Raw genomic sequence first — 15816 nt, 5'->3', positions numbered from 1 at the left:
GTCGCAGATTGTCCGGCAGGCCTGTTTCACCAGTTCGGACAATTCCTTAGCGTCGTCCCGGCCTTGCCACGGACGGAACGGGGGATGTCATGGGGCGTAGGGAACGACCGCTGGATCCGACCGCGGGAGCCACCGCGCGGTTCGCCCACGCGTTGCGGAAGCTACGGCAGGAGGCCGGCGGCCTCACCTACCGCGCCATGGCGGCGCGGGCGCACTACTCCACGGCCACCCTCGCCCAGGCCGCCGCCGGAGAGCGGCTGCCCTCGCTGTCGGTGGTGCGGGCCTATGTGGTGGCGTGCGGCGGGGATCCGGAGGAGTGGGAGAGGCGCTGGCACGAGGCGCTGCGCGGGACGCAGGAGGAGGCCAGAGCCGACGAGGAGGACGCCGAGCCTCCGTACCTCGGTCTCGCCCGGTACGGCACGGGGCACGAGGAACGGTTCTTCGGGCGGGACCGGCTCGTGGCCCGGCTGGTGGAGCTCGTACGCGAACGGCGCCTGGTCGTCCTGACCGGCCCCTCCGGGAGCGGGAAGTCGTCTCTCTTACGGGCGGGGCTCATTCCACGGTTGCGGCGGCACCCGGGCGGGGCGGCGGGCACGACGGGCGGGCCGGGCAGGACCGCGTCCGTTCGGATTCTCACGCCCGGGGCGCATCCGGCCGACGCCCACGGGCACATCGGCGACGCGGGCCCGGGCACGGTGGTCGTGGTCGACCAGTTCGAGGAGGTGTTCACCCTGTGCGCCGACCAGGCCGCACGGGACCGGTTCATCGACGTGCTGCTGGACGCCGCCGAACCCGACCGGGGCGTACGGGTCGTCCTCGCCGTCCGTGCCGATTTCCACGCCCATCTCGCCCGGCACCGGCGCCTGTCCGAGGCCGCACGGGAGGCGACCCTGCTGCTCTCCCCCATGGACGAGTCCGAGCTGCGCGAGGCCGTCGTCCGGCCCGCGGCACTGGACGGGCTGGTCGTGGAACGGACCCTCACGGCCCGGATCGTGCGCGAGGTCGCCGAGGAACCGGGCGGCCTGCCGCTGATGTCCCACGCGCTCCTGGAGACCTGGCGCAGGCGCCGGGGCCGGGTGCTGACGGAGGCCGCGTACGACGCGGCCGGCGGCATCCACGGGGCGGTCGCGCACACGGCGGAGGAGGTGTTCGCCCGCTTCACCCCCGGGCAGGCGGCGACCGCACGGCGCATCCTGCTGCGGCTCGTCAGCCCGGGCGAGGGAACCCCGGACACCCGACGGCCGACCACCCGGGCCGAGATCGCGGCGTCGGCCGACGCCGACACGGAGCCCGACGGATCCGGCACCGGCACCGGCACCAGTGCCCCTTCCGACGCCGGAACGGCCTTCGTGCTCGAACGGCTCGCCCGGGCCCGCCTCATCACGCTCGACGGCGACACCGTCGACCTCGCCCACGAGGCCGTCCTGGCCGCCTGGCCGCGCCTGCGCGGTTGGCTCGACGAGGACCGCGAGCGCCTCCGCACCCTGCGCCGGCTCACCGAGGCCGCCGACGCCTGGGAGGCGCTCGGGCGGGACCCGGGGGCCCTGTACCGGGGCGTACGACTGGCCGATGCCGAGCAGCAGGTGGGCGGCGGCGTCGGCCTGACGCCGTCGGAACGCGCGTTCCTCACCACGTCCGCCGCCGCGCGCCGCCGCGAACACCGGGGGCGGCGGGCCCGGGCAGGCGTCGGGTCGGTGCTGCTCGTTCTGAGCCTCGTCGCCTCGCTCGTCGCCTGGCAGCAGAACCGGGCCGCCGAGCGCCGCCACGTCGAGGCGGAGGCCCGGCGCGTCGCGGGCGTCTCGTACAGCCTCCAGGCGAGCGATCCGCAGCAGGCCATGCGGCTCGGTCTCGCCGCCTGGCGCGTCGCGGACCTGCCCGAGACCCGTGCGGCCCTGTCGAGCGCCATGGCGCAGCGGGAGCAGGACGTCTTCACCGACCCCGACGGCGATGACGGGACCATGCGCCGTCTCAGCGGCGACGGGCGCACGCTGATCAGCGTCGGCGCCGACCAGGTCACCTGGTGGGACGTCGCCGGCCGGCGCCGCACCGGCACGGCGCCGGGCCTGGGGAAGGCGGCCGGGGACGTGGCCTTTCCGCAGGCGGGCGCGCGCTGGTTGCCGGAGTTCGGCCCGGCGGGACGGGTGAGCGTGCGGGACCTGGACGGCGGCGGCCTCCTGAGCATGCCCGTCGTGGCGAGGGCAGGTGTGGAGATGGGTGCCGGCGGGCGGAGCCTCCTCGCGTACGACACCACCCGCGACGGCTTTCGCGTACAGCTGTGGGACCTGGGGGTGCGGCGCCCGCTGCTGGAGTGGACGGTCGGGGCCGGGCGGTCGCGGACGCCCCACTCCGGCGACACGACGTCCGGTGGCCTCCGGTGGGAGCATCTCACCGCCTTGCGGAACCAGCAGAAGAGGGACCGTCGTGAGCCCTCGCTCTCGGCGGGTACGGCGCTCGCCGATGCCACCGTCAGCCCGGACGACCGGTATGTGGCCCTGTGCGTGCCGGGCGAGCGGCTCCAGTTGTGGGACGTGGCCCGGCGGCGCCGGGTGTCGGCGCCGCGGCTGCCGGAGGTCACGCACCGGCAGTGCCTTCAGGAGCGGGTCGCGTTCTCCGCCGACGGCCGGTACCTGGGCCTGATCGGGGACACGGGGTACCGGGCCTGGGACGTCGCCTCCGGGCGGGAGCTCCCGCAGGTCGAGCACCCGGGCCTGGAGACCGTCGAACTCGCCGCGGACGGTGCCTTCCTGGGGGCCTCGGACGGCAAGGAGCTGCTGGTGTGGCGGGTGGGTGCACCGCTGCCCGTCTTCCGGCACCGGCTGGTCGGGGAGGTCGTCAAGGACCTGCGGATCGACCCGCGCGCCGGTGTGGTCCGGTACCTGGGCGGCCCGGAGGGCTCGTGGGGGCCCACGGTCCATACGCTCTCCCTCGACCGGTCGATGGAAGGCCGGTGGGACGCCGTCCCGGCGGTGGCGGCGGCGTTCGGTCCGGGCGGCGGCGTCCTGGCCACGGCGCGTGGCGAGCGGGACCGCGTCCGCTTCCGCCTCTTCGACCCGCGCACCGGCAAGCCGCTGGCGGAGCCGGGCAGTGCGGCCTGCCGGCTGCCCGCGGAGTGGCCGCTCGCCGAGGACTGCGGGGTCACTCTGGCGTTCGACGCGGCGGGGCGGCGCCTCGCGTACGGGGCGGGGGCCGCGCAGTCGCCTCGGGTCTCCCTCTACGACGTACGCGGGCGCCGGGCGCTCTCCGAGCTCGGCGCGCGGGAACTGGGCCCCGAGCCCTGGTCGTACGTCGCGTTCGGCGGCGGCGCGGAGTCGCTGGTCGTGTCCGGCCCGCCGGGCCCCGGCGCCGTTCCGGCCCGCGTGCGGGACCTGCGGCGCGGGTGGACGACGACCACCCTGACCGGCGGCTTCGGACGGACCGCGCTGCACCCGGACGGCAGCCTGCTGCTGACGGCGCGGGGGCAGGCCTACCGCATGCCCGGGGGCGCCCTGCTGCCGAACACCCGGAGTCCGGGGAAGGCGACGGCGCTCGCCTTCAGCTCGGACGGCGCGCTGCTGGCGGTGGGGGACGCGTCCGGGCGGGTCGCGCTCTGGGACGGGCGGCTCGGCCGGCGCCTCGGCGTGCTGCCGGGCGAGGAGAGCCACCCGTACCAGTTCGTCTCCGCCCTCGCGTTCTCCCCCGACGGACGCACTCTCGCCGTGGCCGGGGACGAGGGCACGCTTCAGCTCTGGGACACCGCGTCCCACCAGCGGATCGGCGGGCCGCTGTCCACGCCCGGCGACAGGATCCTGGCCCTGGCGTTCGACGCCGACGGCACCGTGCTGCGCGCGGCGGGCGACCGCACGCCGCCGCAGTCCTACCCCCTCGCCCCGGACCGTACGGCGGCGGTGGTCTGTCGCCGGGTCGGCGGGGCGGGGCTGTCGCGCGCGGAGTGGCGGGCGCTGCTGCCCGACGTTCCGTATGCGGACTCGTGCCCCGGGGATCCGGGGGCACGGGGACAGGGGGCCGGGCGAGGTCACGCGTCCCAGGTGACCGGAAGGCTCTTCACCCCGTAGATGTCCGCCGTCTCCGGGCGCAGGGCGACCTCCTCGGCCGGCACGGCGAGGCGCAGCGTGGGGAAGCGCTGGAGGAGGGCGGAGAACGCGACGCGCATCTCGACGCGGGCCAACTGCGCGCCCAGGCACAGGTGGACGCCGTGGCCGAACGCCAGGTGTCCGCCGGCGTTCCTGTCCAGGTCGAGGACGTGGGGGTCGGCGTAGCGCTCGGGGTCGCGGTTGGCGGTGTGGTACGAGAGGACGACCGTGGTCCCGGCCTCGATGCGCCGGCCGCCCAGCTCGACGTCGACCAGCGCCGTCCTCATGAAGGACTTGGCCACGCTCAGGTACCGCAGCAGCTCCTCCACCGCGCTGTCGACGAGCGAGGGGTCGGCGCGGAGTTCGGCCAGCTGGGCCGGGTTCTGCAGCAGCGCGAAGGTGCCGAGGGAGAGCATGTTCGCCGTGGTGTCGAAGCCCGCGGCGAGCAGGATGAGGCTGATCCCCCGCAGCTCCTCGTCGCTGAGGTCGCTGTCGGTGAGCTCGCTGAGCACGTCGTCGGTGGGGGCGGCGCGCTTGGCGACGACGAGTTCCGCCAGGTACTCCTGGGTCGCGGTGTACGCGGCGATGAGCTCCTCGTCGCTCGTCTCGCCGTTCATGAACGTGTCGATCTGCTCCTGGAAGGAGGCGCGGTCCTCGTACGGCACTCCCAGGATCTCGCATATGACCATGGTGGGGATGGGCTTGGCGAAGGCGGTCACCAGGTCGGCCGTCGGGCCGGTGCGCTCCATGGCGTCCAGGCAGTCGTGGGTGATCTGCTCGACTCGCTCGGTGAGGAGCCGCATCCGTCGCGCGGTGAACTTGCCGACCAGCGGCTTGCGGTAGCGGCTGTGCTGGGGGTCGTCCATGAGGAGGAACTCGCCGGGCGGTGCGGCCGGGATCTCGAAGTCGACGACGTTCAGGAGCTCCTTGCGCGAGCTGAAGCGCGGATCGGCCAGGACCGACCGGACCAGCTCGTGTCCGGTGATCATCCAGCCGGGCTTGCCTCCGGGGTGGACGAAGCGGCTGATGGGTCCGTGCCGGCGGGCCTCGGTCAGCTCCGTGGGCGGGTCGAAGGGACAGCCGGCCGGACGCTCCGTCGGCAGGGCCGGGACGGTGTGGAGGGACTCGCTCATGACCATTCCTCATCTCGCGACGTCAAACGTTTGACACATTCCGAAAGCTACGTTGCGTTCAAGTTCTGGTCAATCAATTCGAAGCGTTATTGCAGGTAGGAGGCGCCAAATTGATGCAATGACGCTGCGGACGAATGCAACGGCCGTTGCAATGAGGAGCGGCGAAGGCAATACTGCGCGCATGCCAGGAGGACGGTTGACCCAGCAGGAACGCCACCGGATCGCGGCCGGACTGACCGGCGGACTCGCGTACGCCGAGATCGCCAGGAGGCTCGGCCGGCCGACGTCGACGATCAGCCGCGAGGTCACCCGCAACGGCGGCCCCGGCGGCTACCGGCCGCAGCACGCCCACGAGGTGACGGCACAACGGGCGCGCCGCAGCACACCGCCACCTCCGCGCGCCGGCGCGGCGGACCGCCCGGCTCCCGACGCCCTCGACGAGGGGATCGTCGAGCTGGCCGTCAGGTCGGGGATGCCGAGGACGACGGCCCGCGTCCACATCGACCTCCTGATGTCCGAGGACGGCCGACGCACGGCCGCCGAGCTCACCCGCCGGCTGCGGCTCAGCGCGGCATCCGTCTCCGTCGCCGTCAACTTCCTGGTCCGGAACGGCTACGCACGCCGCGAACGCGACCCGCAGCGGCGGCGCGACGTGTACGTGATCGACGACGACGCCTGGTACCACTCGATCCTGATCAGCTCACGGCAGACCCTCGAAGTGGCCCAGGCCGCGATCACGGCGGCGGAGACCCTCGCCCCCGACAGCCCCGCCGCACAGCGGCTCACCCGGGCGGGAACATTCCTTCGGCAGGTCGTCCAGGACACGATGGAATCGGCCGACCGATGGCGCCCGCTGCTGTCCTGACGGATTCCCGGGGCCGGCGGTGGAAGGACGGCTACGGCTCCCTGGCGTACGGGGCACCCGGCGGCGGAGTTCCGCGCGGGGGCGCCTGATCGCCGGGGTCCAGGTCTACGCCGATGAGCTTCGCCCGGGTCATGCCGGCTCCCTCCCTCCTGGCCCCCGCGAGGCGGGCGCCGCTCAGGTCCGCCTCCGGCAGGTCGGGGCGGAGGAGATTGGCCCGGTATACGGGGCTCCGCAGGGTGAGGCCGTCGGAGTGAACCTCGTTGGGGTCCTGTCGGGCGCGGTCCAGGTCGCCCATGTCGGCCAGGGCTCGCAGGCCGACGTAGCGCAGTGGGAGCCGTGTGGTGTCGTTGCTGTCGACGGGCCGGTTGGCCGGTACGGTCACGGCTGCCTGGAGGTCCACGGACAAGTGCTCGGGGACATCGGCACCTGCGGCCCGGGGCCCGGCGCCGGAGGCGTGCAGGCGGGCGTGGGCGCGGACGTAGGCCACGGCGGCCGGCCCGGGCAGGGCGGCCAGCAGCAGGCCGGGCAAGATCCGCCCCGCTCGCGCGCCCGTCCCGGGCGCGCCCTCCGGCCGGGCGCAGGCGCAGGCGCTGATGACGACGGCGCGTCGCCGCCCGCCTATGGGCTGCGCGTTCCGTCCGGCGCATGGCTGCGGTTCTGATGGTGGATGAGGTGCCCGCGTATGCACGTCAGCCCATACGCGGGTGCGGCGCAGCGCCGGATAGGACGAGTCGACGCCGGTCGCGCCTGCGCCCGGTGGGTCTAGACCCACCGGTAGTCGGCGTCGGTGACGGCGGGAAGGGCCGCGTCGGTGACCGGGGTGCGGGGGCCGAGCCGAGCGAGGTGCGGGCCCAGGGGCGGGAAGATCGGCAGGTCGTGGGTCTCGCCGTGGGCGATCCACTCGATGTGGCCGATCTCGTGGCTGCCGTCGGGCTGTTCGTCGTACTCCTCGGTGGCGAGCGTGGAGCGGACCTCCGGGGTGATGCGGAACCGGTGGATCAGGTGCAGCTTGCGCGGCGGCGCGGTGGGGCCGGGGCGGCTGACCCTCTGGTCGACCATCCAGATCAGTTCGCCCCCGTCGGCTTCGGCGACGTCCAGGCGAAGTTCCTCGTGCAGCTCGCGCGCGAGGGCGACCTGGAGGTCCTCGCCGGGCCCCACGTTGCCGCCGATGGGCGTGTAGTGCACGGAGTCGGGACGGTCGCGGCGGAGGAGGGCCACGTCGTCGCCGCAGTAGACCAGGGCTGCTACGCGGACCTTCAGCGTGCTGAAGGGCTGGGGCAGGGGCTGTGCCTCGGTGTTCGCCATGGGGCAAGTATCCGGCTCGTACGGTGGGCCCGGCCGGGCGGGGCGTGATCGGCGGGGCGGCAGCGGACCACGGGCCCGAGCAGCGCATCGTGGTCGCCCGGGAGGTCCTGTCGGCGTCCGACCAGCCGACACGTCTCGCGAAGGCGCCACCGGCAGCCGGACCCTTGGCTGCGACGCTGCCCGTCTCTCGCCTCCGCGCTCCTCGCGCCACGGCGCGGCACGGAGAAAGGCTCTGGCCGGAACTCGACTGCTTCCCGGCTCCGACCCTGCTCCCCTGTCATGCCCCCCTTCGGCCTTGCGCAGTCGGTCGACAGCCCTTACAGGAATCCTGCAGGCATCGGTTGGGATGGCCGGAATGGCATCCATGCCGCCGGCCAGGGGGACCTCCGCTTCCCGACGGAATCACCACAAGCGTGCACACGCACCGACGGAGAACGTGAGGCCATGACCGACAACGACGCCTTTCGCCATGCCATGACCCGTCTCGCCGTCGACCCCGACTTCGCCGCCCAGCTCGACGGCGACCCGGAAGAGGTGTCGCTACGCCTCGGCGTGACGTCCGAGCAGGTCGCCGAGCTGCCGCGTCTTCGCGTGGAGTCCGGTACGGCGGACGGGCCGGCCGCCCTCGACGCGCGACTGTCCAAGTCGTCACTCTTCTTCGGCAACGCCGCGCACGCCCTGGCCTCGCACGACGTCCCGGTCGCCCACGTCCCGCACGACGCGAGCCTTGCTCTTCCGGACTAAGGACCGATGGAAGGTTGGCATGCAGCGGCCCGACTAGTTTGGGCGCATGACAAGCCTCGATCACCCCCAGCTGTCCGGGCTAGGGCGGAACGCAGCAGCGCCTCAAGACGTCCTGATACGCCTGGCCCCACACAAGGCCGGCCGACACGGGATATCGCTGCGTCGCGGGCGGCTGGAAGACGCTATCGTCGAGGCTCTGCTCACGCACGGCGACGACAACGCCGCAGCGAGCCTTCACGGGGACCGGATTTCCCCGGAGATGCGCCGAAGGATCACCGCGCATCCCGATCCGGCGATCCGTGACGCTTACACAGACTTTGTCCGCGACATGGTGGATCGCAAAGTGTCGCTCGGTATCGATGATCTAGAGGAAGCCTACGGCCAGCCTCGGACGGCACTCGTCAGCGCGCCGAGTCCGAGCCTGCGTGCTGCGGTCGCACGAGCCTGGTACGACCGGCCTCTCGCCGTGCAAGTGGAACTACTCGCCGACCCGGATCCGCAGGTCCGTGCAGCCGCCACCGAGCGCAAGCAACCGGGTGTCCCGCCTGAGTGGAGGGAGCGTTGCCTGGCTGACGCTGCTGTGCGCGTCAACGTGGCACGCTACGTCCCGCTCACGTCGGAGCAGTTTGCGCAGCTCATGCGGAGCGAGGAAGAGGAGGTCCATCAGGCTGTCGCCGGGAACCCTCATCTATCGGCAGAGATGGTTGCCCGGCTACTGGACATCGCCGACCCGCTCGTGCGGGTCGCGGCGGCGCAGAGTCGTCATGTGGACGCCGAAACCCGGGACCGACTGTATGCGCTCGTAGAGGCCGAACGCGCGGACGGAAGCATCGAGGCCGAGGTGGCTCTGAACTGGAACTTCGCCGAACCGGACTGGCTACGCGAAGCGCCCCTCAACGAGCGGATGACCTACCTGGACTGCCGATACATGACATTCCGGCGCGTACTGGCCTCCTGTCATGACCTACCCGAAGAGGCATGGCGTCGGCTGGACAACGACCCGGAACTCGCGGTCCGTCGTGCTGCCGCCCGCCGGCCGACCACACCACCGGAGGTCCTGGAAGCACTGGTACGCACACACGGCGACGTATTCCACATTCGACCGCTACTCGTCGAACACCCCAACTTCCCCCGTCACATGCTGCGCACGTTCGTTGACGAACCAAGCCCGAACGTGCGCTACCTCGCCCTGCAAAACCCAGAACTACCGGTGCCAGACCTTCAGCAACTCGCCGCCGCTAAAGAGTCCTTCCTGCGCCGCGGAGTCGCCCGTCACCCCAACATCACGGACGCGTTGCTGGAGCATCTGCTCTCTGACCCGGACCCCCAGGTAGTCGACGATGCCGCTGCCAACCCCGCGCTGCGGCCGACACAGATGTATCGGATGCTCACCGATGCTGGCTTGTGACTCCACGAGAGGCTCAGGCCCGGGCCTCGTGTTCTCCCGGTTCTCGCGGAGGCGGCGGTGCAGGGTCCGTGAAGACGGGCATGCCGAGATCGACCAGCTCGGGTCGGCCGTCGGCAACGCCCCGGCCGAGGCTGTTGAGCTTGGTGGTGGCGGCGTCGAGGCTGACCTGGAGTCCTTCGACTTCGCCCAGCCAGCCGTTGCCGCGGGCTTCGCGGATCCGCTCACGGAGGTTCTGGATGATCTCGATGAGCCGTGATCGCTGTCGCGGGTCGATCTGGAGGACCGGACAGCGGATGCAGGCGTGGCCCCGGCCGGGGTGGCGCTGGCGGGGGGGGAACTCCGGCGGTGGAGCCGGTGACGGGGACGGCGGGCGGGGTGGTGGGCGTGAGAGTGGTGTCGCGCCCGTGGGCGACGGGCGGCGCAGTGGGGTGTTCCGGCCCGGGCTCGACCGGCTCGGTGGGCCCGGGCTGCACACCGCCGGGCCTGGGCACGACGCCCCCGGTGGCACGTTCGTCAGCGGTTCCTGAGGCGACGGATCCCGCACGATGCTCTGTCATGCCTGTCGCGTGCACGTCCGGCGCGACTTCCCGTACTGCCTCCGCTGCGGCACGCTCCGCCGCGGCGCGGCGCCCACGTCGTCCGCCCCGCCCCGGTTGCGCGGCGTCGACGACCCCGGCCTGGTCGTGCCGTTGACCGGTGAGGTCACGTCGCCGGGCCGGGGGCGCCGAGAACGACGTCGTCCTGACCGACGGCAGCGTGCCGCGCCGCCATGCCCGCGTGGTCCGTGACGCGTCCGGCGGCCGGGCCCGCCGTGGCGACCGTCCGGGTCGAGGCTCCGGTGCGCCAGTTGGGCTGCGGTCAGACCGCCGACGGGACACCGCACGCCTCCAGGTCCTGCGCCCGTCCGGAGCGCCGGTCGAGGCGGCGGGCACCTCCACCTAATCCTGCGCCTGAGCCCCCGACACCGCCGTCGCTGTCGCTGTCGCTGTCAACGTCGGGGGTACGTAATTCGATTGCCGCCGTCCGGCGCGGTCGGATAGGAATCCGACATGCTGCGAGGCGACAGAGTCGGGCTGCGGGCCCGACACGAAGAAGATCTCCCGATCCTGCGGACCGAGCTCTACGACGACGTGGTCAACTCCTCGCGGGCCGACAGCCGCCCGTGGCGGCCGATCGCCCCCGGATCGAAGAATCCGCGGCTCGTCATGGACGACACGGACGAGCGGCACGTCCCGTTCTCGGTGGTGGAGCTGGACGGTGGCACGCTCGTCGGCAGCGCGGAGCTCTGGAGCATCGACACCCACAACCGGATCGCGCACATCGGGATCGGACTGCGGCCGTCCTACCGCGGCAAGGGGTACGGGACCGACGTCGTCGCGACGCTCTGCCACTACGGCTTCGTCGTGCGCGGCCTGCGGAGGCTGCAGATCGAGACGCTCGCGGACAACACCGCGATGCTCCGCGCGGCCGAGCGCAACGGATTCGTCCGCGAGGGCGTGCTGCGCGCCTCGGCCTGGGTGATGGGCGAGGTCCTGGACGAGGTGCTGCTCGGGCTCCTCGCCCACGAGTGGAAGCAGGACGGCGCGGCGGCGTGAGCCGCTTCGGTCGCCCGGCGCGGCCGTTCAGTCGCCGAAGGACCCGTGCCGTCCCGCCCCGGAGCTGAAGCGCGCGGCGCCCGAGAGGGTCTCCCCGGCCGACAGCGGCACCATGCCGTGGCGGAGCTCCGCCGCCAGCGCCTCGGGCTCGGGCAGGCCGTACTGTTCCCGTACCGACAGCCGGTCGTGGCGCAGGCACAGCTGGGGGAACCCGGCGATCTCCCGGGCGAGTTCCTCCGCCGCGGCGCGGGCCTGCCCCGGGGGTACGAGACGGTTGGCGAGCCCGATCCCGTACGCCTCGGAGGCCGGGACGGGGCGGCCGGTCAGGATCAGGTCCATGGCGCGGCTCTCGCCGATCAGCCGGGGCAGCCGGACCGTGCCGCCGTCGATCAGCGGGACTCCCCATCGGCGGCAGAAGACGCCGAGGACCGCGTCCTCCTCGACCACCCGGAGGTCGCACCAGAGGGCGAGTTCGAGCCCGCCGGCCACGGCGTGACCGGCGACGGCCGCGATGACGGGCTTGGACAGCTCCATCCGGGTCGGGCCCATCGGGCCGTCGCCGTCGGGCGCGACCCGGTTGCCCCGGTCCGTGCCGATGGCCTTGAGGTCGGCGCCCGCGCAGAACGTTCCGCCCTCGCCCCACAGCACCGCTACCGAAGCCTCGTCGTCCGCCTCGAACGCCCGGAAGGCGTCCGCGAGTTGCAGGGCCGTGGGTCCGTCGACCGCGTTGCGGGCGGCGGGTCGTGACAGCACGACGGTCGTCACCGGGCCGTTCCGTTCGGTACGGACGGCGGGGACGGCGGCGGGGGCGGCCGGCCGTGCAGGGTTGGGGTTCGGGTCTGCGGGTGGCACCGGGGTGTCGGTCATGGCGGCATTCTCACGCGGCGCTCCGGGCCAGGCCACCCCCGCGGGCGGAACCCCGTCCGCCCGCACCGCGCTCCTGCCCTCCCTCGGTCCGCCTGCCGCAGCAGGAACCTCTCTGCCGCGCGGGCGCCGCCGGTGCTTCGGCTCTGGGTGGAGTGGCCGGCTCCCTCGATGAGGACGAGCTCGGCCTTCGGGGTCCGCGCGGCCCGGTCCCGGGCCCACGCCGGCGGTGTCGAGGGGTCCCGGTCCCCTGCCAGGAGCAGGACCGGCATGGTCAGGGTGCGGCCGGGGGCGGGGCGGTCGGCGCGGGAGGGCGGCCAGTGCAGGCAGGTCTGCGGGATGCCCTGCTCCCCCGCCGTCCGGCGTTCGAACGGCCACACTCGCGCCGGGTCGATGCGCGGGGACGCGTCGCCGCCTCGCCTCCCGGGGCGTTGCCGAATCAGACCGTCGTCGCCGCCGACGCGGCCTGGTCCAGCATGTCGAGGGTGGTGTCCGCCGCGCCGCTGACCACGGGGTCGTGGGTGGCCACGACGGTGACGCATCCGTACTGGTGGGTGGTGCGGGCGATCAGGGCGGTGAGGTCCTCCGCTCGGGTGCGGTCGACGGCGGCCGTCGGTTCGTCGACGAGGAGGAGTTCCGGTTCGAGGAGGAGGGCTCGGGCGAGGGCGACGCGCTGGCGTTCGCCGCCGGAGAGCTGGTCGGGGCGGTGGGTCAGGCGGTGCGCGAGCCCCACTTCGGTGAGGAGCTCGCGGGCTCTGGCGCGCAGGGACCGGGGCGGGCGGCCCGCGACAGAGGCCGCGGCCAGGAGTTGTTCCTCGGCGGTGAGTCCGCTGAGGAGGTTGCCGCTCTGGAACATGAAGCCGATGCGTTCGCGGCGGGCCCGTGCGCGTTCCCGGTCGGTGAGGGCGGCGAGGTCGGTGCCGTTCAGGAGGGCCTGGCCGCTGTCGGGGCGCAGCAGGGCGCCGGCGACGGCGAGGAGGGTGGACTTGCCGGAGCCGGAGGGGCCGACGAGGGCGGTGAGGACGCCCGGTGCGAAGCCGGCGGTGACGGACCGCAGGGCGGTGGTGCGGGAGTCGCCCCGGCCGAGGGTGACGGTGACGGCGTGGAGGTGGAGGCTCATCGGGCGGCTCCCAGCATGGTCATCGGGTCGACGGTGGTCACGCGGCGCAGGGTGAGGGCGGAGCCCGCGAGGCCGACCAGGGCCACGGCGGCCATGGTGGTCGCGAGGGTGCTCGCGGGCAGGCTGAACGGCACTTGTCCGCCGACGAGCAGGCCGACGGTGGAGGCCAGCGCCGCTCCGGCCGCGGTGCCGGCGGCGACCACGACGGCGGCCTGGGCGAGGGTGTGGCCGAGCAGGCGGCTCCGGGAGGCGCCCATGGCGCGGAGCAGGGCGAGTTCCGGGGTGCGCTGGACGGTCCACACGGCGAAGAAGGCGCCGACGACGAGCGGGGCGATGAGGAAGAGGAAGGTCTGGATCGACGTCATGGTCAGGCGCTCGCCCTCGTAGCCGGGGGCCGCCGCGAAGGCCTTCTCCAGGGGGACGGTCGTCGTGCCGTGGCGGCGGTCGGCCGCCGCGAGGGTGGTGCTGTCGGCGTCTTCGGGGAGGCGGAGCGCCATCGCGCTGTACTGGAGCGGGAGGTCGGCGGGGAGGGCCTTCGCGCCGGGGACGGTGAAGCGGATGCGACGCCAGGTGTCCGTGGTGACGTACGCGACGGGGACGTGCCCGTACGAGGAGCGGCCCGTCGTGCCGACCACCGCCAGGCGGATGCCGAGCCGGTCGACGACGAGGGTGTCGCCGATCCGCACGCCTTCGTCGGCGAGTTGGCGGGAGACGACCACGCCCAGGGGCGTGGCCGCGTCCAGGGGCGTGCCGTCGTCGGCGCCCGGGTCGGTGAAGGCGCCGGGTTCGACGCCGAACGCGGCGAGATCCACTTCGGTGCCCCGACTCGTGGTGCCCCGGGTGATCGAGACGCCGAGCGGGGTCGCCTCCGCGCTCTCGACGGCCGGGTCCTTCCGCCAGCCGTCGGCGGTCGGGGCGTCGATCAGCCCGCGGGCGAACTGGTCGGAGGCCGAGCCGGCCGCGAAGGCGATGTGGGTCGCGGGGAGCCTGCGCAGGGCGGAGACGGTGTCGTCGCCGAGGCCTGTGGTGAAGCCGGACACGATGCCGACGAGCGCGGCGACGAGCACGACGACGCTGCCCATCAGCAGGAAGCGGCCCCGGGCCGCTTTCAGTTCCAGCAGGGCGAGGAACACGGTGTTCCCTCCAGAAGTCCAGGATCGGGAGCTGGGTCAAGGTGAGGACGGGGGTGGAGTCGGGGGTGGAGTCGGGGGCGGCGGTGCGCATGAAGAGGGGTGGCAGGAGCAAGGATGGGGACTAGGCGTCCCTAAGATAGATGATGGCGACGGGGCGTCCCCAAGTGGGGTCGTGGGTCGCCCCGGCCCGCCGCGTTAATCGGTTGCTCTTCCCTCCGGGCGAGGGTGCACTGTGGCGGGCGCCATGGCCGTGGCGCGCAGGGCCTGTCCGACAGGCATCCCGGGGAGGCAGCAGCCATGGACATCCGTCCCACGACCGACCAGGACCACGCCGTCTTCGTCGACACGCTCCACACCGCGTTCGGACGCTTCCCGGAGACCCCGGCCGAGGACGGCGGCAATGTCTGGTGGGCGGCGTTGGAACCGGAACGGTGCCTGCTCGCCCGGGCTGCGGACGGCCGGCCCGTCGGTACCGCCGGCACGTACGCCTTCGAACTCACCCTGCCCGGCGGGGCCCTCGCACCCGCCGCCGGGGTGACCGCCGTCGGCGTCCTGCCCTCGCACCGACGCCGGGGCGTGCTCAGCGCGATGATGCGGCATCAGCTCACCGAGCTGCGGGCCGGAGGGGAGTTCCTCTCCGTGCTGCTGGCCTCGGAGGCCACGATCTACGGCCGGTTCGGCTACGGACCCGCGACGTACACCCGGCGCCTCACGGTGCGGCGCGACCAGGCGGCCTTCGCCCCGCCACGGGCGAACGGCGCGGACGGCGTCGACAGCGCGGACGGCGCGGACGGCGCGGACGCCGCCCCGGCGGACGGATCACGCGGCGCCTCGGTCGAGGTCCTGCGCCGGGCCGAGTGCGGGGAGGTCCTGGAAGAGGTCTACGAGCGCTACCGCCGCGCGCAGCCCGGCGCGTTGTCCCGGCCGGCCCGCTGGTGGGCCCTGGGCGCGGGGCAGCCGCCCGTCTCCCGCGCGCCGCGTTACGTCGCCGTCCACCGGGGCGCCGACGGCGTCCCGGACGGCTACGCGAGCTACTCGATCGGCGACGCCGACACCCTGACCGTCGACGAGACCGTCGCCACCGACGACGCCGCCTTCACGGCCCTGGCCCGCTTCCTGCTCGGCCACGACCTGGTCGGCCAGGTCGTGTTCAAGCACCTCCCGCCCGAGCACCCGCTGCGCTGGCAGCTCACGGACTTCCGCGCGGGCACGCTGAGCGGCGAGACCGACTGGCTGTGGGTCCGGCTCCTCGACGTCCCCCGGGCGCTGACCGCGCGCGGGTGGTTCGGCGACGGCGAGCTCGTCCTCGACGTCGCCGACCCGTTCCTCGGCGAGCGCGGCCGCCACCTGCTGACCGTCCGGGACGGCAAGGCCGACTGCGTCCCGACCGACCGGGCGCCCGACCTGACGCTCGACGTGAACGACCTGGGCGCGGTCTACCTCGGCGGCACCGCCCCGAGCGCCCTCGTACGCGCGGGGCACATCCGGGCCCACCACCCGGCCGCGGCCGCCCTCGCCGACGCGCTCTTCCGCGCGGAGCGCCCGCCGCACTGCCTGCACTGGTTCTGACCCGCCGGCA

General features: G+C 73.6%; 14 protein-coding genes. 7 read left to right on the top strand and 7 right to left on the bottom strand.

Features of this window, described 5'->3' with window-relative positions; translation table 11 throughout:
- Window positions 1–89: 89 nt before the first annotated feature.
- Window positions 90–4052: an nSTAND1 domain-containing NTPase gene (locus OG309_RS35985; protein WP_329427502.1), complete on the top strand. Its 3963-nt coding sequence runs from the start codon at window positions 90–92 to the stop codon at window positions 4050–4052.
- On the opposite strand, the gene OG309_RS35980 is transcribed toward OG309_RS35985, so the two are convergent.
- Window positions 4013–5203, bottom strand: a complete 1191-nt coding sequence (locus OG309_RS35980; RefSeq protein WP_329427499.1) for a cytochrome P450 — start codon at window positions 5201–5203, stop codon at window positions 4013–4015. The two genes, OG309_RS35985 and OG309_RS35980, sit on opposite strands and share 40 nt — an antisense overlap.
- Before the next feature lie 181 nt (window positions 5204–5384).
- On the opposite strand from OG309_RS35980, the gene OG309_RS35975 reads away from it, so the two are divergent.
- Window positions 5385–6068 carry a helix-turn-helix domain-containing protein gene (locus tag OG309_RS35975; protein WP_443067616.1) on the top strand — a complete coding sequence of 228 codons (684 nt, stop codon included), beginning with the start codon at window positions 5385–5387 and terminating at the stop codon, window positions 6066–6068.
- Window positions 6069–6099: 31 nt separating this feature from the next.
- On the opposite strand, the gene OG309_RS35970 is transcribed toward OG309_RS35975, so the two are convergent.
- Together OG309_RS35970 and OG309_RS35965 are read right to left on the bottom strand one after the other, a co-directional pair.
- Window positions 6100–6597, bottom strand: a complete 498-nt coding sequence (locus OG309_RS35970) for a hypothetical protein (protein WP_329427495.1) — start codon at window positions 6595–6597, stop codon at window positions 6100–6102.
- Window positions 6598–6830: 233 nt separating this feature from the next.
- Window positions 6831–7373: an NUDIX domain-containing protein gene (locus tag OG309_RS35965; protein ID WP_329427493.1), complete on the bottom strand. Its 543-nt coding sequence runs from the start codon at window positions 7371–7373 to the stop codon at window positions 6831–6833.
- Window positions 7374–7817: 444 nt separating this feature from the next.
- On the opposite strand from OG309_RS35965, the gene OG309_RS35960 reads away from it, so the two are divergent.
- The 4 genes from OG309_RS35960 to OG309_RS35945 all read left to right on the top strand — a co-directional run bounded on the left by OG309_RS35960 (window position 7818) and on the right by OG309_RS35945 (window position 11120).
- Window positions 7818–8117 carry a hypothetical protein gene (locus tag OG309_RS35960; RefSeq protein ID WP_329427491.1) on the top strand — a complete coding sequence of 100 codons (300 nt, stop codon included), beginning with the start codon at window positions 7818–7820 and terminating at the stop codon, window positions 8115–8117.
- Window positions 8118–8163: 46 nt separating this feature from the next.
- Window positions 8164–9525, top strand: coding sequence for a hypothetical protein (locus tag OG309_RS35955; protein ID WP_329427489.1), 1362 nt, complete (start codon window positions 8164–8166; stop codon window positions 9523–9525).
- Between the two features lie 28 nt (window positions 9526–9553).
- Window positions 9554–9781 carry a hypothetical protein gene (locus OG309_RS35950; RefSeq protein WP_329427487.1) on the top strand — a complete coding sequence of 76 codons (228 nt, stop codon included), beginning with the start codon at window positions 9554–9556 and terminating at the stop codon, window positions 9779–9781.
- 793 nt (window positions 9782–10574) lie between these two features.
- Window positions 10575–11120, top strand: coding sequence for a GNAT family N-acetyltransferase (locus tag OG309_RS35945; protein WP_329427486.1), 546 nt, complete (start codon window positions 10575–10577; stop codon window positions 11118–11120).
- A gap of 27 nt (window positions 11121–11147) precedes the next feature.
- Here OG309_RS35945 and OG309_RS35940 read toward each other — a convergent pair whose 3' ends face one another.
- Genes OG309_RS35940 through OG309_RS35930 form a run of 4 tightly spaced genes read right to left on the bottom strand, consistent with a single transcriptional unit; the run spans window position 11148 to window position 14237 of the window.
- Window positions 11148–11987: a crotonase/enoyl-CoA hydratase family protein gene (locus OG309_RS35940; protein ID WP_329427484.1), complete on the bottom strand. Its 840-nt coding sequence runs from the start codon at window positions 11985–11987 to the stop codon at window positions 11148–11150.
- Window positions 11984–12526, bottom strand: a complete 543-nt coding sequence (locus OG309_RS38200; RefSeq protein WP_443067615.1) for an alpha/beta fold hydrolase — start codon at window positions 12524–12526, stop codon at window positions 11984–11986. The genes OG309_RS35940 and OG309_RS38200 overlap by 4 nt, the downstream gene beginning before the upstream one ends.
- The gene (locus OG309_RS35935; protein WP_329427482.1) at window positions 12424–13104 is read right to left on the bottom strand and encodes an ABC transporter ATP-binding protein; all 681 of its coding nucleotides are present in this window, start codon (window positions 13102–13104) and stop codon (window positions 12424–12426) included. Before OG309_RS35935 ends, OG309_RS38200 begins: the two co-directional genes overlap by 103 nt.
- Entirely contained in the window at window positions 13101–14237 is a 1137-nt protein-coding gene (locus tag OG309_RS35930; protein ID WP_329427481.1) for an ABC transporter permease, read from the bottom strand. The genes OG309_RS35935 and OG309_RS35930 overlap by 4 nt, the downstream gene beginning before the upstream one ends.
- A gap of 297 nt (window positions 14238–14534) precedes the next feature.
- Here OG309_RS35930 and OG309_RS35925 point away from each other — a divergent pair, with 297 nt between their 5' ends.
- Window positions 14535–15806 carry a GNAT family N-acetyltransferase gene (locus OG309_RS35925; protein WP_329427480.1) on the top strand — a complete coding sequence of 424 codons (1272 nt, stop codon included), beginning with the start codon at window positions 14535–14537 and terminating at the stop codon, window positions 15804–15806.
- Window positions 15807–15816: the final 10 nt, after the last annotated feature.

Source organism: Streptomyces sp. NBC_01268, from assembly GCF_036240795.1.
Classification (GTDB): Bacteria; Actinomycetota; Actinomycetes; order Streptomycetales; family Streptomycetaceae; genus Streptomyces.
The sequence above is the reverse complement of the archived record's forward strand: the minus strand, read 5'-3'. Positions and strand labels throughout refer to the sequence as shown.

What these genes read in the sequence shown, in the direction of transcription:
- OG309_RS35985 (WP_329427502.1), top strand. Translation starts at nt 90, where the DNA reads ATGGGGCGTAGGGAACGACCGCTGGATCCGACCGCGGGAGCCACCGCG.
- OG309_RS35980 (WP_329427499.1), bottom strand. Translation starts at nt 5,203, where the DNA reads ATGAGCGAGTCCCTCCACACCGTCCCGGCCCTGCCGACGGAGCGTCCG.
- OG309_RS35975 (WP_443067616.1), top strand. Translation starts at nt 5,385, where the DNA reads ATGCCAGGAGGACGGTTGACCCAGCAGGAACGCCACCGGATCGCGGCC.
- OG309_RS35965 (WP_329427493.1), bottom strand. Translation starts at nt 7,373, where the DNA reads ATGGCGAACACCGAGGCACAGCCCCTGCCCCAGCCCTTCAGCACGCTG.
- OG309_RS35960 (WP_329427491.1), top strand. Translation starts at nt 7,818, where the DNA reads ATGACCGACAACGACGCCTTTCGCCATGCCATGACCCGTCTCGCCGTC.
- OG309_RS35955 (WP_329427489.1), top strand. Translation starts at nt 8,164, where the DNA reads ATGACAAGCCTCGATCACCCCCAGCTGTCCGGGCTAGGGCGGAACGCA.
- OG309_RS35945 (WP_329427486.1), top strand. Translation starts at nt 10,575, where the DNA reads ATGCTGCGAGGCGACAGAGTCGGGCTGCGGGCCCGACACGAAGAAGAT.
- OG309_RS35940 (WP_329427484.1), bottom strand. Translation starts at nt 11,987, where the DNA reads ATGACCGACACCCCGGTGCCACCCGCAGACCCGAACCCCAACCCTGCA.
- OG309_RS38200 (WP_443067615.1), bottom strand. Translation starts at nt 12,526, where the DNA reads ATGCGTCACCGTCGTGGCCACCCACGACCCCGTGGTCAGCGGCGCGGC.
- OG309_RS35935 (WP_329427482.1), bottom strand. Translation starts at nt 13,104, where the DNA reads ATGAGCCTCCACCTCCACGCCGTCACCGTCACCCTCGGCCGGGGCGAC.
- OG309_RS35925 (WP_329427480.1), top strand. Translation starts at nt 14,535, where the DNA reads ATGGACATCCGTCCCACGACCGACCAGGACCACGCCGTCTTCGTCGAC.